This window comes from Bacillus sp. V33-4 (genome assembly GCF_002860225.1).
Lineage (GTDB): Bacteria > Bacillota > Bacilli > Bacillales > Cytobacillaceae > Bacillus_BJ > Bacillus_BJ canaveralius.
The window spans coordinates 16,679-36,402 of sequence record NZ_PGVC01000054.1 but is presented as its reverse complement, the minus strand read 5'-3'; the positions used below and the strand labels follow the sequence as shown (position 1 = coordinate 36,402).

Here is a 19,724-nt window from a genome sequence, read left to right as displayed (position 1 = left end):
AGATATTAGTCACTAAGCAACAATAATTGCTTGTTTTTTCTATAAAAATAGAAAAAAGCCAGCTTGCATGAACCAGCTGACTGTCTTATTTAGACACCCCGTTTATTTCCCCAAATATAGGTATGCAATTGCGGAAGTACCTTCACGTTCTTTAAATCCTGGTCGTTCATAACCTTATCGATTAATAGCTGATATTTCTCCAGCAGATTAAGGATTAACTTTCCATCATCTTTCGTTGTGGTATCCTCATTCCCGACCTGTAAAAAAAACGGAACTTCAGGGTAGCGGAAATGCAGGCTGCGTGCATAATCATAATCATCATCTGTAAAAACCACAACTTTCAAACTTATATTTTTGTTTGGCGGTCTTTGCTCAAGATTAGTGATGATCATATCAAGGGCACCAAAATCAGTGACCATTCCGGAACTTGGCGGTTTTGGAGATAACGTCAATTCATCAATCTCATAAAACCAGTCCTGCCATCTGCTCCCTTGCGTTTCAAGACAAACTTTTATTTGATTTTGTTGTAACAGCTCAATCAAGCTGCCCATGTTTTTCAGCAAAGCCGGATTGCCGCCCGAAATCGTCACAAACGAAAAGCCGTCTCCGCCGATCCTTCTTAACTCTGCCAAAATTTCTTCTGCACTCATTTGCTTAATCAGTTCTTTCCCAGTTCCATCCCATGTAAATGATGAGTCACACCAGGAGCAGGAATAATCACAGCCAGCAGCCCTCACAAACATCGTCTTTTGGCCGATCACCATTCCCTCACCTTGAATGGTCGGTCCGAACACCTCCATAACAGGAATTTTACTCAACTTCCATCCACTCCCTTCGCGCTTCGGCATAGCTGGTCGGAGTTTCATAAAGCCGGACAAATTCAACTCGTGCCCCATCATATTTTTGCTGTCTGTCCTGCCGCTTAAGAGCTTCTGCCATTTGTTCATAAATCCAGACAACGATGTTTTCAGCCGTCGTATTCATTGGCGGGAGCGTTTCGTTTAAATACTTATGGTCTAGATGAATTTCAATCTCGTTTTTCCAAATTTCCTTAATATCAGCAAAATCGATCAGCAAACCCCTATGATCAACGAATCCGCTCAGCCCGAAGATGACCTTGTATGTGTGGCCGTGCAGATTTTTACATTTCCCTTCATAACAATGCAAATGATGGGCAGCATCAAAGGTAAATTCCTTGCTGACAAGGACGCGTTTAGCATGGTATTTCAACTGGTCTCTGTTAATATCTTCATCGATCTTTTGGAGTTTATCGACAATCCGAAATCCGTACATTGTTTTTAAAACTCCTTCCGGTTTTTCATATATTCATCAAGGCCTTTTTGTCTCAGCTTGCATGCAGGACATTCCCCGCATCCAGAGGCAACCACGCCGTTATAGCAGGTTAATGTTTTTTCACGGACGAATTCAAATGCATTGAGCTCATCAGCCAGTTTCCATGTCTCGGCTTTATCGAGCCACATTAAGGGAGTGTGAATCACAAACTCGGCATTCATCGCCAGGTTCAGCGTTACATTAAGCGATTGTATGAACACATTCCGGCAATCAGGGTAACCGCTAAAGTCTGTTTCGCACACACCGGTAACAATATGCTTTGCGCCAATTTGCCTTGCTAAAACTCCGGCAAAAGACAGAAACAAGAGGTTTCTGCCCGGAACGAACGTTGATGGCAGTTCTCCTTCTGCCCCTTCTTCAACTTCAATTTCACTTCTAGTTAATGCATTTGGTGCTAATTGATTCAACAATGACATATCAAGAATATGGTGAGTGATCCCGAGTTCTTTCGTAATCTCTTTCGCACAATCAATTTCATTGCTATGTCGTTGATTGTAATCAAATGTAACAGCCTCCACTTCAGCAAACTGTTCCAGTGCCCAGAACAAGCAAGTCGTGCTGTCCTGGCCACCGCTAAAAACAATTACTGCTTTATCTTTTTTCACTTATTCATTCTCCTTAAATAGAAAAAACAGCACCACTAAGAAAGCAGTCCTGTTTCTCTTAGTTTTTTTAAGAGGGTAGCTAGAACCTCTACCGTATCATAACGGATTTTTATTTAGCTATTGCTATTCTAGCATAGTTTGAACTCAAATTGGAATGATAAAAGCGCAGAAGATCTAAGATTGAATGTTATTGCGAACATATTTTGAAAAAGTTAAGTACCACCATTATATTAAGTATGACTAATATATATTCTAATAAGATCGATTTTTGATAACATAAATTTCCTGGTAAATGTCGGAAATTTTTCGATCAAAATAATGGATATCTTCTTCTGTGCCATCAGTTCTTGTTGATTGTGTGTTTTCTCCGTTAAGTTTGTTCACATCCATTGTGAAACTTTCAAAGCTTAGCGTCTGTGTCATCGTGACGATGATGAGGTTGCCCGAGTTCATCAGTAGGAAGATATTATTATAACATTTCGCTCATTCGAAAGTTGCATTTTTTCATATAAAAGCCATCCATTACAAATCGGGAATAGCTATTGTTTGTAAAAAATGAGGACCAATTTTTATTTTTCGGGACTTACATAGCCCAATGCCTGCTGCAATCGTTGTTCAGCATCTGTGTCCAGTTTGAATTGCTGGTTCTCAAGCCGTTCTACCTGGGTGTCTAGAATATAGGCTCCAGCTAGCAGGGTAGTTGCTCCTAATGCTGCTAATACAGGTTTTAACGCGTAATCAATCATTAATAAGTGGCCAAATGTTCCTCCTAAAACGAGCGGCAGCACTGTCTTATCGACAAGCCCTTTTTGTGGGAGCAGATCGAGATACGTTTTTAAGACTCCTGTGAAGGAAGCTTTATAAACAGGAGTCAAAATAATAACGATTTCTGCCTCTTCTACCTTCGCGTTTGCCATGATAATATCAGGACTGTCATACTTCCCATAAATTAAATCGGCAGGCGGTAAATCGCGAACATTTATTGTATCAAAGGTAATCCCTTCAGAATTTAAATAGTTCTCTACAAAATCGGAAATACCATTAAGGCGGGAATTTTCTGATGTTCCTCCCGAAATAATCACTGCTTTTGCCATACTTTCCACACTCCAGCTGTTTTTTATCGAAGACTGTTGATGGATCGATCTAAGGATCCTTCTTGAATAGTACCGCGGTATATTTTTCAACATGAATATTAGCGGGTCTTCGATTCAATTTTTTTGCTCAGTTTCGTTCCTTCTATTTTCACCATTTTTTTTGCTGAATTGCAAGCGATTAGGATTATGAACGAATTTAGTCGATACTTTGATGTTAGCTTAATTAGATATAATGAATATTTGTTTACATAATAATATTATTGAATTCCAGATACTTATGTAGCAGTTTAAAGATGCATCACTAATCCAGGTGCCTGCCTTTTGAGCAGTTTGCGAAATGCACCGCCTGCATGCTGTTCTTTTTTATAAAATTTTAACATATGAATGTGAGTCCGCGATGAAAAAAACTGGCCACTAACTTGAAAAGAATATAATAAAAGCATACAGTTTTTCCTGTATGCCCGGGTCATCATCACTTATAAATCTTGACACGTTCTTCCAACGGTTGAAAATCCTTATCGCCTGCGGGTACTGTAACTGCACCAAATGGCATTTGCGCCGTGATTTCCAGGTCTCCGGAATGTTCCACTGTACGCGGACTTGGTCGTCGATCAACGGATTATAGTGCTGCAGTGATGCTCCCAATCCTTCAATGTCCAATGCCGTCCAGATCAATTCTTCCCTCTGAAATGTCGACGTTCTTGCTGATTCCATATATTGACCGTCGCTCTTTTACTGCTTCATAAAAATCTTTAGCCATGATTGCATCTCTCCATAATATGTTTTTCCACCTTTTAGTCTGGTCATGATTTCGCTGTTTATCCCTTGTTGTGAGGGTTCTTTTCACATTAAATAATTAACTTTTTTAAAACCAAAAAGCTCATTTAGTCAAACAGGGCTTTTATAAAATGAAATATGTTTGTTAAAATAATGAAGTCATGGGGAGGTTTTCATGTATAAAAAGTATGTTTTAGCATTTTTAACTACATTCACTTTTCTTTTCATTACCGGTTGTTCCGCAGAAAATTCCAATACTGACCATCCCGGAACGTTCGAGAATGCAGATCCCACAGAAAATGTCGGAACAGATCGTATATCGAAACGAGAACAAGTTGAAACTGAAGCAGCTCAGTCCGCTAGCAGTGCAAATAACAGTGGATTATTAGCTGTTGAGCTGCCCGAGCTGAAAGTCCATTACATAGATGTTGGCCAGGCTGATTCAACCCTATTGCAATTCTCTGACGGTAGCGAAGATTATACGATTCTGATAGATGCCGGCAATTTTAACCGCACTGATGTGATTCACTACTTGAAGTCACTTGGAGTAAACCAAATCGACATTGCGATCGGTACGCATCCTGATGCCGATCATATTGGGCAGCTTGATGACGTCGTAACCGGCTTCAAAGTTGGTGAGGTGTGGCTGTCAGGAAATACGAGCACTTCAGAAACCTACCAGCGACTGCTGGCTGCAATCGATTCATCCGGTGCAGATTATTATGAACCAAGAATGGGCGATCAATTCGAAATCGGACCGTTGAACGTCGAGGTTTTATATCCGAAAACCATTACCGGCAAGACGAATGAGGAATCTATCTCTTTAAGGCTGACCTATGGTGAAGTTCGCTTCGTATTTACAGGAGATGCAGCTGTTGAAAATGAACAGGAAATGCTCTCCAGTGGGATGGACTTATCAGCAGATATCCTTCATCTCGGGCACCATGGATCTTCCACTTCGACAAGCGCGGCGTTTGTAGATGCGGTCAATCCAAAACTGGCAATTTACAGTGCTGGAGATGACAATCCGTACGGGCATCCACACGAAGAAGTTGTCAATTTACTCAAAAATGCCGGGATTCAATTATATGGTACCGATATCCATGGAACGATAGTCGTTTCGACAACTGGCACTGATTATAAAATCAACACAAAAAAAGCGGGGATAGTCACAGAATCAACTGACTCTGGTGCCAATCCAGCAACAGAGACGGCAGCAAGCAACAGTAACTGCGTAGATATCAACAAGGCAGCTCCTGGTCAGCTGCAAGAAATTATTCATATTGGGCCTGCCCGGGCGGTTGAATTGCAAAGCTTGCGGCCGTTTAACTCTGTTGATGATTTACGCAATATCAACGGAATCGGAGCTTCAAGAATCGCAGATATCAAGAAGCAAGGACTGGCCTGTACAGGAGGTTAACAAATGAAAGGCTACTTGGACAGAATCGAGGAAAACCAATATGCGGTCATTTTAGTAGAAGCCGTTAACAAGGAATTCATTATTCACAAAGAAAAGCTGCCTGCTGGAAGCTCCGTTCATTCATGGTTTGACGTCACCTTGGAAGACGGACACATTACGGGCTTAACCTTAAACGAGGAAGCGACCGCATCCTCAGAGCAGAAAGTGGACAATTTGACGCAAAAGCTTCGCAACAAAAGCAGAAGCAAATTTAAGAAAAATTAGACAAGCGAAAAGGAACAGCCAGTGTGTAAAGCTGGCTGTTTTTATCATTACTCGTCATATGGAAGTTCTTTATCAATCCAATCATAGCCAGGTATCATTTCCGATACCGGTACAATTTCGGATTCGCTTTGATAAATTGGAATATATTCTTTTAAAACCCTGTATAGCTTCGTCCCTGTTATACCAACATGGCCGATCGCAATTAACTGTTGCTGCTCGTCCAACCTTTTAGCCACTTTATTTGCCTGCTTTGCGATATGGCGGGTGGTATAAATATCATCAAAAAAAATGTTATTTTCCAGATAAGGAATACTCATTTCATCTGCAAGCTTTTTGATCACTTTCTTGCCGGTTGTCTTACTGTCGAGGTAATACAGTCCGTGTTCCTTGCAAACCTCTAAAACAATTCCCATCACCCGCTCGTCACCTGCTGCCTTTGACCCCATATGGTGGTTCATCCCTATAGCGCCTGGAACATTTTCAATCGCTGCTTCAACCCGCTTACGAATTTCCTGATCGCTTAAATTGGTCGTGATCGCACCCGGTCCGAGCCAGCTCTTCTTGCCGCGCCTCGGTTCCATCGGCAAATGAACAATCACTTCATGGCCATACTGTTTTGCCATTTTTGCATCCTCGGCTGTAGTCGGAAGAAACGGCATCACCGCAACCGTTAAGGTAACTGGAAGCTTCATAATATCCTCCGTTCCTTTCATGTTGTTTCCAAGATCATCAATCACAATCGCCAATTTGTTTTCCTCTGCAACAAGCTCCTCTTTATGTAGTTCAGTCGCTGCAGAATTGATATATGGTACGAAGAGAAGAATAGAAACAAATAAGGCCTTCATACGACCACTCCTTTTTTTTAGCTTATCCAAACTTTTTTTGCAATATTATTAGTGGAATGAATTTCATAAAGCCAATTCTTTGAATTGAAAAACGAACAGTCATTTAGTATTATTTATTTCCCATGACATAATTTACTAATAAAATTCATTCGTTTTTCGGTTTAGCTATAACATTGTGAAATAGACTGAGGTGGCAAAATGATATAAGAAAAACGCCATAAACTATTGATGAGTTCAGGCGTTTAATCTTCACAATTCCATATTCTATTTCAAAAAACTTTTTAATCTCCTTGCTGTTCGTCTTTTCTTTGAACGATATCAATATTTCTGTGACTACCATTTTCAACAAAATGCTTAAGCATTGATAGCTTGTTGTCCCAAAACTGCTCGTAAAAGGACAGCCAATCTTTTAATTCGGTTAGTGGTTCGGCATGAAGACTGTATCTTTTCTCTCTGCCAGCTTTCCGTCCGCGTACAAGATCTGCTTCCGCAAGAATTGACAAATGCTTCGCAACCGCAGTACGACTGATCGGAAAGTGGCTGCTAATTTCTGAAATAGGCAATTCTTTTTCAGCCAGCAATTTTAACAGTTTTCTTCTGTTTGGATCAGCAATCGCCTGAAAAACATCATGTTTGGCTGCTGATGTCATATTAGGCCTCGACTACGTTACGGAGTTTTTCATTGACAAGCGGCTCCCAACCATTCTTCATCCTATTGCGAATCACAGCAAATGTTTCCTGTGCCCCTGGTACCAACTGATCAGGCTTACCCCATCCTGCATGAATAAGAGTGAATTCCGTTTTATCTTCCAAATCTTTGAGTTCAAATGTGACAACCCAGCCGAACACATCCCATGAAAACACGAGACGCTTCGGAGGATCCAACTCTAATACTTTGCAGGGTGATGGTCCAAATGGTGACTGTAAATGAAAATCATGACCGATTTTTGGCTCGAAATTATTTGGCATGAACCATGTCGCAATCCCCTCTGAAGTTGCAACTGCATCCCATACTTTTTGTATAGGCGCATTAAAAATAACCGTTTTTTTGATATCTGGCAAAGTCGCTGTATTGTTTTCCTGCATGATAATCCTCCATATGCGAAAATATAAAACCATTTGGTTTCACATAAGATTATATACAACCATTTGGTTTCATGTCAACATTCAAATTTTAAATTAGAAAATGTGATGAATTTTTTTGTTGACATAGATTGCAGTTTCATTTTATAATTTATCTCGAAGTAAATTATCTCGAATTCAAAGTAATTTCGAATTAAAATTGTGGAGGAATGGTAAAATGACTAGAACAAAATGGGCAGTTGACCCTACACACAGCAGTATTGATTTTTCTGTAAAGCATATGATGATTGCAAGAGTAAAGGGTACATTTCATCAATTTGAAGCTACTATTGATGCAGATCCGGCTGACTTAACAACAGCTGATATTGCATTCAGTGTAGATGTAACCAGCATAGATACACGTAATGCTGACCGTGATAACCACCTTCGGACTGCAGACTTTTTCGATGTAGAAAAGAATCCGAAGATTACGTTTGAATCTACAAGCATTGTGAAAACAGACGATGATCAGTACGATGTGACTGGTGACGTGACAATTGCGGGCACTACTCGCTCTGAGACATTCGCCGTTACTTTTGAAGGCCAGGGAAAAGACCCTTGGGGCAATGAAAAGGTTGGATTCAGTGGCGAAGGCAAAATTAACCGCAGTGACTATGGCCTTACTTACAATGCGGCACTAGAAACTGGCGGCGTCCTGATTGGCGACCAAATCAAAATCTCACTTGTTATTGAAGCCGCTGCACAAGCATAATCAGCTTAGTTGTGTAGTAAAAAGAAAACAGCCGCAATCTGACGAAACCAGTCGGGATTGCGGCTGTTTTTAATAATTTTTACAGCAATTATTATTCTATGAGCTTCGCCTGGAATTGCTCATAAATCCGTGTCGTAATTTCCCCCGGCTCCCCTGTCCCAATTGCCTGTCCGTCGATTTTTACGATTGGAAGGACTTCTGAGGTTGTGCTTGTAATGAATACTTCATCTGCTTGGGTTAATTTTCCCGGAGCAAAATGTTCTTCATTAAATGGTATGTAGAGAGCTTTTGAAATTTCTTTTACAACGATGCGGGTAATCCCTGGCAAAATGTGCCGAGTGAGCGGTGCTGTATAAATATTTTGATCCTTCACGTAAAAAACGTTCGAGCTTGTTCCTTCAGTAACGACTCCATCTCTTACTAAAATCGCTTCGAAGCAGTCTGCTTCTGAAGCAATTTGCTTAGCTAATATATTCGGCAGTAAATTTAACGATTTTATGTAACAATTGGACCATCTTTCGTCCTCGAGGATGATCGCATTAGCGCCTTTTTCTCTCATTTCGATTGGCAATGCTTTAGCCGGCCTTATCGTCATCGAAATAGAAACCGGAACATCAGGGAACAGATGGAGCCTTGCGGCAATCCCTCTTGTAACTTGCAGATAAACGCTGCAATCAGCGAGTCCCGCCTTTGTAATTCCTTCGTTTATCAGCGATCGCAATTCTTCAATTCCGTCGGTTAGAGGCAATTTAATCGCCTCTGCACTTTTAATCAGCCTCTGCAAATGCTCATCCATCATAAATGGCTTTCCATTATAAACGCGGATAACTTCATAAACACCATCTCCGAATTGATGTCCTCTTTCATCAATTGGAATCACTGCATCCTCCAAAGAAATAAATTTGCCATTAAAATATCCAATTTCCAAAACTGCAACCCCCTTATCTAATTTTGCTTTCAAAGAACTTCCTAAAATACGGAAACTCTGTCCAGCTTGTAAATACCTAATCTGTATCCGATCATAGCCAGCACCATTGATTGAGCGAAAAAGAATAGCCCCCAAATTTGAGCCGGCTCCCGATAAGATTATTCATTATTCAATCATACAATAGAAAGAACTAATTTGGGTAAAAATTCAGATTTCGACAATAAAGTTGAATATTCATTATGATATAATGAACGGGAAAAAGCATATTTTCTGGGGGGCTCCTGCATGAGTAGAAAGATTATTTTTAATGAACAGGAATGTATCCTGGAGCTTAAAGGACTTTTGAGTTTTTATGCATTAAAACGCAGAGTAGTTATGCCCTATTCATTGATTAAGAATGTTTTTAGCTTCTTGCGATTTTAATTGAATATCTATTTAATTCGCGTCATACTGCGTTTTAAATGTTATCATAAAAATTGAATTTTTAATAAAAATCACGAGAAAAACGGGGGAAGAAAATGATAGCACTTACCAATGTAAGCGGATTTGATGGAACCGGAAAAAACAATTAAGATTGTATTATTCAATCCCTACGGCCGACTCTTGTGTATCTAGAAAACTTCATTCGTTCTTCGGTTTAACTTATTACATTCTGAAATTAACTCAGCTGTATATTTTAATGGCAAACAAAAAAGACCTTCAAACTTTGTGAAGATCATCGGAATATTTCTATATATAAAGTTTGGTATTTATACTCATCTTTGTACACCGAAGGCTGGTCTACTATTTATAAATTCCGCTCGATATCCTGCATCATTTCATCGATTGTTTCTGAAACCTCGTTTGTTTGTCTTGCAATGGAAATACTGAATTCCAGCAACTCTCGATAATGTTCAATTGGAATGGTTGAATTCGATTTCTGATATTCATTCAACTGCAATCCGATATCCTGCAACAGCATTAAAGCTTCCTCTAAAGATCCTTTTTCAATCCCATACATTAAAATGCTCCCCCCCTTTTTCTATATGGTCTATATTATGGGGCAAACAAGCGTATTTTTAAATGGTAAAGTTTTCTTTATAAAGACCGCTATTTTAGATCTTCTCATATTCGAAAAAATTTTTAGTTATACATACCGGTGACAAACTCTCTGACTACAAAATTGAAAAAGTCTCGTTGTTCTAGAAACGGATAGTGATTGCTTTTTCCAAAGATGTACAGGGATTTGTATTTACAAGCTCTTGTTTCCAGGCCTGCATTCCGACCGCCTCCTACCAATTTATTATATCGTAAACAATAAATCATCACCAAATTCGCCGCAGACCCCTTCACCAAAATATGTTGTCCAATCCTGCCTTTCCAAGTTGAAAATTTAATCGTTCCTCATTATAAATTTTGCTGGTTCTGATGAATTCCGTCTTGTTTTGATAGCTTTTGTCGTCTGGCAGGAAATGAGATAGGCCGATAGGGAATATAGTTATAATTAATTTTTCGCACCGAGCACGTATACTCAAAATTTATTTTCTGAAAGAAAGGGCTGGCAAAATGGAAAGTCAAGATATAAGAACATATACGATAAAAGAAGTGTCTGAACAAATTCAAATTCCTTCGCGAACGATCAGGCAGTGGGAAAAAGATCTGGACGGATTGCTTGTTATCCCGCGAACAAAACAAGGAGCAAGATATTTCACAGAATACGAAATAGACCTCTTGATCACTGTTAAGCAAATGCAAGAGCAGAACTTGGGCAATGAGCTGATCCGCGGTCTTCTCGAGAGGCATATTCAACAGCTGGACGCCGAGTACAGTACTGAACTGATCGATATCACCACAGATACTGAAACCGTTGAAGTGGATAGAATAGAGTATCAACATGGAGAAACACCTGATTTTACCGAGTTCTTTAATACACTTGAAACATACAAAGATAATCTGTTAATCGAAGTAAAAAATGAGATTCGTAACGGGATTCGTAAAGAAGTGTTGGATGATGTTAAAAAAGAGGTTTCAAAAGCGTCACTGCATACCGTTAAGGCATTATCCGACTCGATCTATAAATCGGCTGAAAAAACGAAAGAAGATATTGACGAGCTCGCCACCAGGATAAACAAAGCTGCCGACGAAACTTCAATGTCTATTGAAACATATTCAAATGACACTTCCGAACAAATTTTAAGTCTATCAAGACGGTTAACCGAAGCATCCGAGGCTTCATCGGAGGAATTCAAAACCTTAGTACATTACATTTCAAATGCAACGGAAGTAACAAACCATGAAATCTCAACACTAGTTGACACATTAAATGAGGACCGTGAATATTACATCGAAACAATTAATCAAGAACGCCAACAATACCGTGCAGAAATTAAGAAAAGAGAAGAAGTGTTTCAGGAACTGGTAGTCAGTTTTCGCAAAGCGGCTGTGGCAGAGCAGAGCAACCCTAAAAAATGGTGGCGTTTTTGGGAAAAGCGATGACCTAAAGAAATGTATTTACATGAGTAAATTTCACAATGTAACAAGCAAAACCGAAAAACGAATGAAATTGTCTAAATTAACAGGAGTATGCCGTAGGAAACGAATAATACTGTCTTAATTATAAATAACCGTTCGTTTTTCAGTTAAAGAATGCTTTTATGAAATTCACTCACATAGAAATAATGTTGTGCCGAGCCGCAATTCGATCTCTTTCAGACTATAGGGTGTATTAATCAGACGTGGAGCAATTGAACTCCACGTCTGTTTTATCTTACATATCTTTATGTATGGATGTCAGCGATAGCGTTCTTCCTTATATGGATTGGCTGTCATCGAGTAACCGAGCTCTTCCCAAAATCCCGCTTCATCGTCTTTCATGAATCGAATGCCTGAAGCCCATTTAGATCCCTTCCATAAATAAAACGATGCCGGCGGGATAAACCTTAACGGATAGCCATGCTTTGGTGAAATATCCTGCCATTCATGATTTTCATCCTTCCAGCGATAAACAAATAAGGCGTCGTCCCCTAACAGGGCTTCGAGCGGCATATTGGCGGAATAGCCAAACCGGTCACCGTTGTAATATCCGTATATTTTTACAAAGCGCGCATCTCTGTTTACTTGTACCAATTTTAGCAGCTCATGTAATGCAATGCCCTCAAAGCTGGTCCCGAATTTCGACCATGTCGTCACGCAATGCATGTCGACCGTTGAGATTGTTTTCGGCAGCTGCATAATCTCAGCATATGAAAGTGAAATATCCTTTTTCACTTCTCCAAACATCCTGAAATCCCATGTTTGCTCATCAAATTGATAAACATCTCCCTGATGGAGAATCGGCCAATTTTCCGTTTCAAACTGGCCGGGGGGAAGAATTTTTCCCATAGTTACTCATTCCTTTCAATTCCGCAATATACTGTCTGGCTTTCCAGCGTTTCTTTTTTAAAATGATAACGATATTGAAGCTGAAATTCAAGAAATTGAACGGACCAACATAATGTGGTGTTTTGTTTTGTCTAAAATTTATATTAACGGTCGGTTGCTCCAAATCCAGAACGTATTATTTTGTGCCGGGAGGACAAATTGATAAAATGTAGATAGGTTTTAGAACCGAATGCTAATAGGAAACAGAAATACTCAAGCTTGAAGAAAGAAGATGAAAAAATGCAAAACACTTCAAAAGATAAAAAACAATTGAGCGACATTCGTTTTTCCGTGCTTGACCTGGCACCGATTGTCAAAGACAGTACGGCTTCTGAATCGCTCCGCAATACACTTGATCTTGCCCGCCATGCGGAAAAATGGGGCTATACCCGGTATTGGCTGGCGGAACACCATAATATGCCCGGCATCGCCAGCTCCGCAACATCTGTTGTTATTGGCCATGTTGCGGCTGGTACTTCAACGATTCGTGTCGGCTCAGGCGGAATCATGCTTCCGAACCATGCTCCACTCATCATCGCTGAGCAATTTGGAACACTTGAATCATTGTTCCCGGGAAGGATTGATCTTGGTTTAGGGCGTGCACCGGGAACAGACCAGCTTACAGCACAGGCCTTAAGAAGAGAACGGAGAAGTGACGGCCATGATTTTCCTGAACAGTTGGAAGAGCTTAGGACATACTTTGACCCATCAATGGCATCTGGAAAAATGCATGTTAGAGCGGTTCCCGGAGAAGGACTGAACATACCGATTTGGCTGCTTGGATCAAGCGGCTTTAGTGCACAGCTTGCCGGCCAGCTCGGTTTACCATTTGCATTTGCAAGCCATTTTTCCCCGGCCCATACAGTACCAGCACTGGATTTATACAGGAGCAGCTTCCGCCCGTCGGATGTGCTTGAGGAACCATACGCAATGGTTGGAGTAAATGTGATTGCAGCAGATAACGAAGAAAAAGCGCGGCGCCTGGCGACTTCGATGCAGCAACAATTCCTTAATTTAATCCGTAACAACCCGGTCCCGCTTCAGCCTCCGGTTGATAATATGGATGACCTGTGGAGCGATTATGAAGAAGCTGCACTTGAGCAGCAGCTCGGCTCTTCGATCATTGGCAACCCGGATACCATTAAAGAAAAGCTGGAAGCATTCCTAAACAAAACCGGTGCAGATGAAATGATGATCAATGCGCAAATCTTTGACCATCAGGACCGCTTGCGTTCTTTCGAAATAGTGTCTGAAGTATTTAAAAAATAACTATAGTTGTTGAAAACACATCGTAATAATTTTAAAAGGAGCTAGACCGTTATTAATGGTCCAGCTCCTTTTTTGAAAGTATAAAAATTTTCCTTTACTTCTGTCACGATGATAAAAAACAATATTCAAGTTCTAAGCCAGGGACTGCTTGTACCGAAAAATAATAAGCTAAGCTGCCAGGAAGCTTTTGAATTTATTAACTCGAGATCGAAAAATTGCCATTTAGCAATTCTAGTTTTTCTGCAATTTTTTCTGCAGCTTTGTCAACATCATCGCCTGGGACATGAAAAAATTCGCCGATATAATCGGTCCGTTTAAACTGATAGCGCGAATCATAATAATAATCAAGGAGAAGCCGAATGATTTCTTGATAATCTTTGTGCTCGGCGTTTTCATGAAGCAAGCGGTTAACTTCGCGGTTTTTCAAGCGCTTCTCGATTTTCATTAGCCCTTCCACTACTTTTTCGTGAAACCAATGCTCGTCCTGAAAAGGAATAACATATTCCTTGTAAATCCTGTCGATCCTGGCTGAATTTGAGGTATCAATATGGATGTGGATACCGTTAATTTTTTTATCCAGCAGCATTTCAGGCTGAAGCGCGCGCCCGATTCGCTTGCTCTCTGCTTCCATAATAAAATAAGGTGAGTCTTTCAGCTTTTCCAAGCCTGCAAACAGAAGGCTGTCAAATGTTTTCTGGTTATGGCCTGTTCCCGTACCTACCTGCCCAAATACTGAACCACGGTGGTCAGCAATCTCTTCTAAGTCGAGAACTGGATAACCTCTGCTTTCAAGAAGCTTTAGGATTTCTGTTTTGCCAGAGCCTGTCATTCCATGCAGAACAACCGCTTTCGGGGGAATAAGTTCGGGCATCCTGTCGAGAATATATTGACGGTAAGCTTTATAACCTCCGATCAGGCGCGTGGCCGGCATTCCAGCGAATTGCAGAAATGTCGCGACAGAACCGCTGCGCATTCCTCCCCGCCAACAATAAACAACTGGCTGAAGTTTTTGCTCCGATAGCTGTCTGATTTCTTTAAGAATCGCTGGAAGCTTTGGGGAAACGATTTCCATGGCCCGCCATTTGGCTGCATTGGCGCCGGCCTGCTTATAAAGCGTTCCAACTTCCTGTCTTTCCGTATTCGTAAACAAAGGAATATTCACTGCACCTGGAACAGAACCTTCTGCAAATTCTAGCGGGGAGCGCACATCCACTAGTATTCCATTTTTCATATGTGAAAATTGTTCGTACGTAACTTCCTTCAAAGTAATGCCTCCATTTATTGCTGTTTTACCGTTTCTATCTATTTTATCATGAACAAACCGCAACTAAAAATGTTCGATACAGCGATGGCTCTGCTTAGAAAGTTCAGCTTTCTCGTTCAGCGATAATTTCATCAACAAGTTTTTCTGCTGCCCTTCGATATAATTGGCTTATATTCACTAGTGAAGCGACCAATAAGATTTTCTCTAACTGTGCAGGCTGCTTGTCTTCCAGCTTTGCTACTTCTTCCATTGTTTCTGAAGCCCGGTGTTTTAAATCCTCTTTGAAGCTTTCAATATTTCGGCGGGAAAGGGAGAGATAGCTGTTATAGAAGCGCTCTAAATCAATGTCTCCATCGATGATTTTTTCGTTAATACCATCAAGAGTTGCTTTAATATCATTGATGGATAAACCACCTTTTAATTGATAAATCAAGCTAATTAAAATGAGGTGTTGTTTAGAATATTTTTTATTCTTAATCGGGATAAACAACTTTCCTTTAGCATAGTTGTTTATCATTGTCTTGGTTAAAACTTTCTCGTTTTCATTCCTTTTAGATCCGGCGAATTTATTTTCAAATAGTTGAATCACCTGGTCCATGTATAAGTCTATTGATGGAATATCCTCCAGGCCTATTTGATTTTCCAGACTGATTTTTTCAATCAGACGATTTAGATTGTCCATTATAAAACCTCTGTTTTATTTTTTTTAGTATACTGAACGCTGTAAAGCTTCTTATGTATTTTAGCTTATTTATCCTCTCACGTAAATCTTGACTATCTATTGTGATATGTATATTATTATATGTAGTATCGAAAACTACATATTTGAATTGGGGGAGTATTTAAATGTTGTCTCATATTCGCGAACCGATTAATGGGCTTACCCATTTAGGCGGAGCTATTCTGTCATTTGCCGCATTGCTTGCAATGGTTATCAAAGCTTCACTATCCAGCGGTTCTATACTTGCAATAGCTGCCGTAATGATTTTCGGAATTAGTCTGATCCTTCTGTATTCTGCTTCAGCGACATATCACATGGTCATTGCCAAGGATAAAGTAATCGCACTGTTAAGACGTTTCGATCATTCAATGATTTTTGTTTTGATTGCCGGATCATATACTCCTTTTTGCTTGATTAGTTTAAATGGAATAACTGGTTGGATTATGTTTTCCATTGTGTCTGTTATCGCGATATGCGGAATTGCTTTTAAAATGATTTGGTTTAATTGTCCGAGATGGTTATCAACTGCATTGTATATCGCGATGGGCTGGATCATCGTTGTTGCTGCTGCCCCGCTCTCTTCCGCGTTAAACGCAACTGGTCTGTTTCTTTTATTGTTTGGGGGAATTCTTTATACAATTGGCGGGGTTATTTATGCGATCAAACCAAAATTTTTAGAATTTAAATATATGGGCTTTCACGAAATCTTCCACATATTCATCCTGCTTGGCAGCCTCGCCCATTTCTTGTGCGTGTATATGTTTGTTATTTAGGCCTTTCATGATATTCAAAGAGCAGCAGTGAAAGCTTGCTGCTCTTAATTTTTTATTATTTTTTTCCCGCGGCGTATATAGTTTACACCTTTCGGATCCTTTATGAGCTGAATCCCATCACCTTGTTCAATCGAGTAAAAACCATTTCGATTTTTTCTTTCTTCGACCTGGCTTTTCAGTGTATAAGTCACTTGCCTTTTCTTTATTAGCCGCCGTATTGTCATATCGATCGTCACCGTGTTTCCTTCTGTTAAAACCACTTCCGTACGATTTTCGCTGATGTAGATAAAGTCAATAATGTGTGCAGGAGTAAGCCAGATACAACTGTTTTTTCGGGGAGACAGTGTCGGAAACCAGTAAAGCTCTACATCAGCGTGAATCTTAATCGGCGCCATTCTGATATTTCCGAGAATCGCTCGTGTACCTCTTACTGCCCCTATCATACTATCACCATAGTATTCTAAACACTCGTTCAATAATTTTCGCGGCGGGACTTTAACAAGAAAATTCTTTTTCCCTTCGATAACCTGGGACCAAAGCCTCCCTTGGCGGTCGTAGTCCGGTAAAACGGCAGAAGTATTGCGGTTCACTAAATATTTCCTTACTATGTCCATTGATTCTGATGCTCTCCTTCCTTAATTAATCGCTCAGCAAAACAGTAAAGATCATTAGCAGCTGAGTTTATATACTCCAACTGAGCTTGATACTAATGCGAATTCTGAGTAAAAAGAAAGTAAACAGAGAAGTTTAGTAAGTATTCATGCTAGTAATAAGCACTAAGATTGCCCGTTCAAACACAAAAGACAAGATTCTGTTACTATATTTACATTTCCAATTAATTACCACCTCAAAATCTATTATAAATAAAATCTTTCGTTGTTGTAAAATACTTTTTCGTTATTTATATAACAAATTTATTTAGTATCCTGCTGACAGCGGTTTTCTAGTTTTCCTTACATTGACCGCCTTTGTCCTATAGCAGTATAATATTTCAATGTCGTTTACAAATTGCACTTATTCCCTACAGCAACGAATGAGCAATGTAAAATCCGCTTCTTTATTTCTAATATCTTTTTCAATCCTTTGTTTGCAATAATCTGGTTAAAATTTGATGTAAATGATATTTACTTTTTTTACAACGGGTTTCCAAATTTTAAGCTGCAAGCATTCCAATTTTTTTTTAATTTTAATCTTAAAATTAAATATTCAGAAAGTATTCATATTTGTTTTTCCAAACACGATTAGTTATATTAGCCTAGTTTGTATGTTGTTCACCTTTTGTCCTAAAAGAGTACTTTTGTTCTATAAAATGGTAATTATATGTTGATAGATTTATTGAAAAGCGCTATGCTTGACACACAGGAAAGATTCCTAAAAATGTAAACAAAGGAGCTTGATAAGAATGAAGTCAACCGGCATTGTACGAAAAGTAGACGAACTTGGAAGGATAGTGATTCCAAAAGAATTACGCAATACTTTTGAAATCCAGGAAAGAGATCCGCTCGAGATCTTTGTGGACAATGAAAAAATTGTTCTGAAGAAATATAGCCCATATAAAGCTTGTCTTATCACAGGTGAAGTATCAGACCAGAATTTTAGACTTGCAGATGGAAAGATCGTTTTAAGTCCGGCTGCAGCAGAACAGCTATTAAACGATTTAAAGGAAATGCTTAATATCGAATAACAGCTGCTTCGCATACTAACAAATTTCGGAGATAAATGATTACATGTTGCCGCTACTACATAATAAAAGAGGCTTAGCATAAAGTTGGATGACTTTACGCTAAGCCTCTTGTTCGTTACATTATTGAACGCGGACGACACGTCCGTTGAAGTGTCCTTGCCAATAGCCGCTAGACATATCGGCAATTGCTACACCCGTGCTGTCTTGAGAGCCGATGAACTTGCCGCCGCCAATGTAAATGCCTACATGCCCATCTGTTTTATATGTATTAAAGAATACCAGATCTCCCGGTTGCATTTGGCTTGTTGGAATTTGAGTTCCTGCGTTTTTAAGTTGATCTGTGCTGGCTCCGACCCTTATACCAGCCTGAGCGAACGCCCAGTGAACAAAACCTGAACAGTCAAAGTATCCATTTGCAATATCTGATGCGTTTCTTCCGCCCCCAAAACGATAAGCAGAATTGCCGATATATTTGTAGCCTGCTGTAATGACATCATTGATGCTTCCGCTTGCTTTCCGTTCACTGGCGGGAAAGCTGGCAGCAACAGCATTTTTTTGGACAGCTGCTGCGGCCGCACGCTGTTCTTGCTCAATGGCCTGCTGAATGGCGGTTATCCTTGAAGCGATCTGACTGTCTTGTGATTGGAGATCAGCAAGTGTTGCAGCATTGTCCTTTTCCTTCTGTTCTACTTCTGCTTTAAGACGATCGTTTTCTTGTTTTTGCTCGAGGATTTGTGCTTTCATTCCTTCAAGCTCGATTTTCTGGTTGTTAAGATCGGTCAGTTTCGTTTGTACTGTGCCCTGTTTTGTTTCAAGATCTTTTTTATCAAGATCATGCTGTTCCAGAAGTGTCTGGTCTGCTTCAACTATCTTCGATACAGCATCAACGCGATCAACAAAATCACTAAAGCTTGAGGAACCAAGTAAAACTTCTATATAGCCAACATTCCCACCGCTTTCCTGGAAGGAAAGAGCACGGTCTTTTAATACTTCGTTACGCTTGGCGATGCGCTCCTGCAAAATGGCTATCTCTTCTTCCAGCTTTTGAATTTCCGCTTGTGCAGCAATAATATCCGCTTCTGTTTTCACAATCATGTGATTATTATCCTCGATAGCCTGGTCGATTCGCTTAATTTGTTCATTTAAATTGGCTATCTCCACCTGTGCCGCTGCTAAAGCTTGCTCCGCCTGCGATATGCTCGCTTTAATTTCTGTTCGTTGGTTTTGCAAGCTGTTAATTGATTCTGCATTTGCATTCGGTATCGCAAATGTACTTCCTAAGCCAATCATTACTGTCGTGTTTAAAACCAATAGCCTCTTTTTCATCTTTTCGTCCCCTGCTTTCCCTTAATCCAAACCATTAAAAGCCTCTCTAACTATCCATGGAGATGTTTCCAAGCATCGATAAAAATTACCGTTGTTTTTAGCCGGTTTGGCATATTTGTTTTCCGGTAAAAAGTATGTGTTTCAAAGAAGCGTGCATCGTTATATGTA

Annotated in this window: 21 protein-coding genes, 1 pseudogene and 1 riboswitch; of the genes and pseudogenes, 7 read left to right on the top strand and 15 right to left on the bottom strand. The window is 39.9% G+C overall.

Going from position 1 to position 19,724, the window contains the following annotated elements; genetic code table 11:
* Nucleotides 1-89: 89 nt before the first annotated feature.
* From queE to CVD23_RS18165, 5 genes and pseudogenes are all read right to left on the bottom strand, one after another.
* Nucleotides 90-818, bottom strand: coding sequence for a 7-carboxy-7-deazaguanine synthase QueE (gene queE / locus CVD23_RS18185; protein WP_101666753.1), 729 nt, complete (start codon nt 816-818; stop codon nt 90-92).
* Complete coding sequence (queD, locus tag CVD23_RS18180; protein ID WP_101579400.1) at nt 811-1,293, bottom strand: 6-carboxytetrahydropterin synthase QueD; 483 nt, start codon at nt 1,291-1,293, stop codon at nt 811-813. The genes queE and queD overlap by 8 nt, the downstream gene beginning before the upstream one ends.
* A gap of 5 nt (nt 1,294-1,298) precedes the next feature.
* Nucleotides 1,299-1,958 carry a 7-cyano-7-deazaguanine synthase QueC gene (queC, locus tag CVD23_RS18175; RefSeq protein ID WP_101579401.1) on the bottom strand — a complete coding sequence of 220 codons (660 nt, stop codon included), beginning with the start codon at nt 1,956-1,958 and terminating at the stop codon, nt 1,299-1,301.
* 52 nt (nt 1,959-2,010) lie between these two features.
* Nucleotides 2,011-2,053, bottom strand: a riboswitch (PreQ1 riboswitch).
* A gap of 474 nt (nt 2,054-2,527) precedes the next feature.
* On the bottom strand, nt 2,528-3,052 hold the full coding sequence (gene ssuE, locus CVD23_RS18170) for an NADPH-dependent FMN reductase (protein WP_101579402.1): 525 nt from the start codon (nt 3,050-3,052) through the stop codon (nt 2,528-2,530).
* A 472-nt stretch (nt 3,053-3,524) separates the two neighbouring features.
* A pseudogene (locus CVD23_RS18165) lies at nt 3,525-3,724 on the bottom strand (nitroreductase family protein); the annotation flags it as partial.
* A gap of 280 nt (nt 3,725-4,004) precedes the next feature.
* Between CVD23_RS18165 and CVD23_RS18160 the strand changes: the two are divergent.
* Together CVD23_RS18160 and CVD23_RS18155 are read left to right on the top strand one after the other, a co-directional pair.
* Complete coding sequence (locus tag CVD23_RS18160; protein ID WP_101666752.1) at nt 4,005-5,249, top strand: MBL fold metallo-hydrolase; 1,245 nt, start codon at nt 4,005-4,007, stop codon at nt 5,247-5,249.
* Between the two features lie 3 nt (nt 5,250-5,252).
* On the top strand, nt 5,253-5,513 hold the full coding sequence (locus CVD23_RS18155; RefSeq protein ID WP_101579404.1) for a DUF3006 domain-containing protein: 261 nt from the start codon (nt 5,253-5,255) through the stop codon (nt 5,511-5,513).
* Between the two features lie 47 nt (nt 5,514-5,560).
* On the opposite strand, the gene CVD23_RS18150 is transcribed toward CVD23_RS18155, so the two are convergent.
* The 3 genes from CVD23_RS18150 to CVD23_RS18140 all read right to left on the bottom strand — a co-directional run bounded on the left by CVD23_RS18150 (nt 5,561) and on the right by CVD23_RS18140 (nt 7,444).
* Entirely contained in the window at nt 5,561-6,358 is a 798-nt protein-coding gene (locus tag CVD23_RS18150) for a divergent polysaccharide deacetylase family protein (RefSeq protein WP_101579405.1), read from the bottom strand.
* Nucleotides 6,359-6,639: 281 nt separating this feature from the next.
* The gene (locus CVD23_RS18145; protein WP_101666751.1) at nt 6,640-7,008 is read right to left on the bottom strand and encodes an ArsR/SmtB family transcription factor; all 369 of its coding nucleotides are present in this window, start codon (nt 7,006-7,008) and stop codon (nt 6,640-6,642) included.
* A 1-nt stretch (nt 7,009) separates the two neighbouring features.
* The gene (locus CVD23_RS18140; protein ID WP_101579407.1) at nt 7,010-7,444 is read right to left on the bottom strand and encodes an SRPBCC family protein; all 435 of its coding nucleotides are present in this window, start codon (nt 7,442-7,444) and stop codon (nt 7,010-7,012) included.
* A 214-nt stretch (nt 7,445-7,658) separates the two neighbouring features.
* Here CVD23_RS18140 and CVD23_RS18135 point away from each other — a divergent pair, with 214 nt between their 5' ends.
* A complete protein-coding gene (locus tag CVD23_RS18135; RefSeq protein ID WP_101579408.1) occupies nt 7,659-8,192 on the top strand; it encodes a YceI family protein in 534 nt (177 codons plus the stop codon).
* Between the two features lie 91 nt (nt 8,193-8,283).
* Here the strand turns inward: CVD23_RS18135 and dat are convergent, their stop codons facing one another.
* Both dat and CVD23_RS18125 read right to left on the bottom strand, forming a co-directional pair.
* The gene (gene dat, locus CVD23_RS18130) at nt 8,284-9,120 is read right to left on the bottom strand and encodes a D-amino-acid transaminase (protein WP_101579414.1); all 837 of its coding nucleotides are present in this window, start codon (nt 9,118-9,120) and stop codon (nt 8,284-8,286) included.
* Nucleotides 9,121-9,907: 787 nt separating this feature from the next.
* A complete protein-coding gene (locus CVD23_RS18125) occupies nt 9,908-10,120 on the bottom strand; it encodes a hypothetical protein (RefSeq protein WP_101579409.1) in 213 nt (70 codons plus the stop codon).
* Nucleotides 10,121-10,665: 545 nt separating this feature from the next.
* On the opposite strand from CVD23_RS18125, the gene CVD23_RS18120 reads away from it, so the two are divergent.
* Nucleotides 10,666-11,595: a MerR family transcriptional regulator gene (locus CVD23_RS18120; RefSeq protein WP_101579410.1), complete on the top strand. Its 930-nt coding sequence runs from the start codon at nt 10,666-10,668 to the stop codon at nt 11,593-11,595.
* A 294-nt stretch (nt 11,596-11,889) separates the two neighbouring features.
* On the opposite strand, the gene CVD23_RS18115 is transcribed toward CVD23_RS18120, so the two are convergent.
* Nucleotides 11,890-12,480: a molybdopterin-dependent oxidoreductase gene (locus CVD23_RS18115; RefSeq protein WP_101579411.1), complete on the bottom strand. Its 591-nt coding sequence runs from the start codon at nt 12,478-12,480 to the stop codon at nt 11,890-11,892.
* 279 nt (nt 12,481-12,759) lie between these two features.
* On the opposite strand from CVD23_RS18115, the gene CVD23_RS18110 reads away from it, so the two are divergent.
* Nucleotides 12,760-13,788 carry an LLM class flavin-dependent oxidoreductase gene (locus CVD23_RS18110; protein ID WP_101579412.1) on the top strand — a complete coding sequence of 343 codons (1,029 nt, stop codon included), beginning with the start codon at nt 12,760-12,762 and terminating at the stop codon, nt 13,786-13,788.
* A 196-nt stretch (nt 13,789-13,984) separates the two neighbouring features.
* On the opposite strand, the gene mnmH is transcribed toward CVD23_RS18110, so the two are convergent.
* Together mnmH and CVD23_RS18100 are read right to left on the bottom strand one after the other, a co-directional pair.
* Complete coding sequence (mnmH, locus tag CVD23_RS18105) at nt 13,985-15,052, bottom strand: tRNA 2-selenouridine(34) synthase MnmH (RefSeq protein WP_101579413.1); 1,068 nt, start codon at nt 15,050-15,052, stop codon at nt 13,985-13,987.
* Between the two features lie 103 nt (nt 15,053-15,155).
* On the bottom strand, nt 15,156-15,734 hold the full coding sequence (locus CVD23_RS18100; protein ID WP_101578547.1) for a DUF1836 domain-containing protein: 579 nt from the start codon (nt 15,732-15,734) through the stop codon (nt 15,156-15,158).
* Between the two features lie 164 nt (nt 15,735-15,898).
* Here CVD23_RS18100 and trhA point away from each other — a divergent pair, with 164 nt between their 5' ends.
* A complete protein-coding gene (trhA, locus tag CVD23_RS18095; RefSeq protein WP_101578546.1) occupies nt 15,899-16,546 on the top strand; it encodes a PAQR family membrane homeostasis protein TrhA in 648 nt (215 codons plus the stop codon).
* 44 nt (nt 16,547-16,590) lie between these two features.
* On the opposite strand, the gene CVD23_RS18090 is transcribed toward trhA, so the two are convergent.
* A complete protein-coding gene (locus CVD23_RS18090) occupies nt 16,591-17,160 on the bottom strand; it encodes a competence protein ComK (RefSeq protein WP_101578545.1) in 570 nt (189 codons plus the stop codon).
* Between the two features lie 788 nt (nt 17,161-17,948).
* Here CVD23_RS18090 and CVD23_RS18085 point away from each other — a divergent pair.
* Nucleotides 17,949-18,230 carry an AbrB/MazE/SpoVT family DNA-binding domain-containing protein gene (locus CVD23_RS18085; protein ID WP_101578544.1) on the top strand — a complete coding sequence of 94 codons (282 nt, stop codon included), beginning with the start codon at nt 17,949-17,951 and terminating at the stop codon, nt 18,228-18,230.
* A 120-nt stretch (nt 18,231-18,350) separates the two neighbouring features.
* On the opposite strand, the gene CVD23_RS18080 is transcribed toward CVD23_RS18085, so the two are convergent.
* The gene (locus CVD23_RS18080) at nt 18,351-19,556 is read right to left on the bottom strand and encodes a coiled-coil domain-containing protein (RefSeq protein ID WP_101578543.1); all 1,206 of its coding nucleotides are present in this window, start codon (nt 19,554-19,556) and stop codon (nt 18,351-18,353) included.
* Nucleotides 19,557-19,724 lie beyond the last annotated feature (168 nt).

What these genes read in the sequence shown, in the direction of transcription:
- CVD23_RS18085 (WP_101578544.1), top strand. Translation starts at nt 17,949, where the DNA reads ATGAAGTCAACCGGCATTGTACGAAAAGTAGACGAACTTGGAAGGATA.
- CVD23_RS18115 (WP_101579411.1), bottom strand. Translation starts at nt 12,480, where the DNA reads ATGGGAAAAATTCTTCCCCCCGGCCAGTTTGAAACGGAAAATTGGCCG.
- CVD23_RS18100 (WP_101578547.1), bottom strand. Translation starts at nt 15,734, where the DNA reads ATGGACAATCTAAATCGTCTGATTGAAAAAATCAGTCTGGAAAATCAA.
- CVD23_RS18120 (WP_101579410.1), top strand. Translation starts at nt 10,666, where the DNA reads ATGGAAAGTCAAGATATAAGAACATATACGATAAAAGAAGTGTCTGAA.
- ssuE (WP_101579402.1), bottom strand. Translation starts at nt 3,052, where the DNA reads ATGGCAAAAGCAGTGATTATTTCGGGAGGAACATCAGAAAATTCCCGC.
- CVD23_RS18080 (WP_101578543.1), bottom strand. Translation starts at nt 19,556, where the DNA reads ATGAAAAAGAGGCTATTGGTTTTAAACACGACAGTAATGATTGGCTTA.
- trhA (WP_101578546.1), top strand. Translation starts at nt 15,899, where the DNA reads ATGTTGTCTCATATTCGCGAACCGATTAATGGGCTTACCCATTTAGGC.
- CVD23_RS18150 (WP_101579405.1), bottom strand. Translation starts at nt 6,358, where the DNA reads ATGAAGGCCTTATTTGTTTCTATTCTTCTCTTCGTACCATATATCAAT.
- CVD23_RS18090 (WP_101578545.1), bottom strand. Translation starts at nt 17,160, where the DNA reads ATGGACATAGTAAGGAAATATTTAGTGAACCGCAATACTTCTGCCGTT.
- CVD23_RS18110 (WP_101579412.1), top strand. Translation starts at nt 12,760, where the DNA reads ATGCAAAACACTTCAAAAGATAAAAAACAATTGAGCGACATTCGTTTT.
- CVD23_RS18155 (WP_101579404.1), top strand. Translation starts at nt 5,253, where the DNA reads ATGAAAGGCTACTTGGACAGAATCGAGGAAAACCAATATGCGGTCATT.
- CVD23_RS18140 (WP_101579407.1), bottom strand. Translation starts at nt 7,444, where the DNA reads ATGCAGGAAAACAATACAGCGACTTTGCCAGATATCAAAAAAACGGTT.
- CVD23_RS18125 (WP_101579409.1), bottom strand. Translation starts at nt 10,120, where the DNA reads ATGTATGGGATTGAAAAAGGATCTTTAGAGGAAGCTTTAATGCTGTTG.
- CVD23_RS18145 (WP_101666751.1), bottom strand. Translation starts at nt 7,008, where the DNA reads ATGACATCAGCAGCCAAACATGATGTTTTTCAGGCGATTGCTGATCCA.
- CVD23_RS18135 (WP_101579408.1), top strand. Translation starts at nt 7,659, where the DNA reads ATGACTAGAACAAAATGGGCAGTTGACCCTACACACAGCAGTATTGAT.
- CVD23_RS18160 (WP_101666752.1), top strand. Translation starts at nt 4,005, where the DNA reads ATGTATAAAAAGTATGTTTTAGCATTTTTAACTACATTCACTTTTCTT.
- queD (WP_101579400.1), bottom strand. Translation starts at nt 1,293, where the DNA reads ATGTACGGATTTCGGATTGTCGATAAACTCCAAAAGATCGATGAAGAT.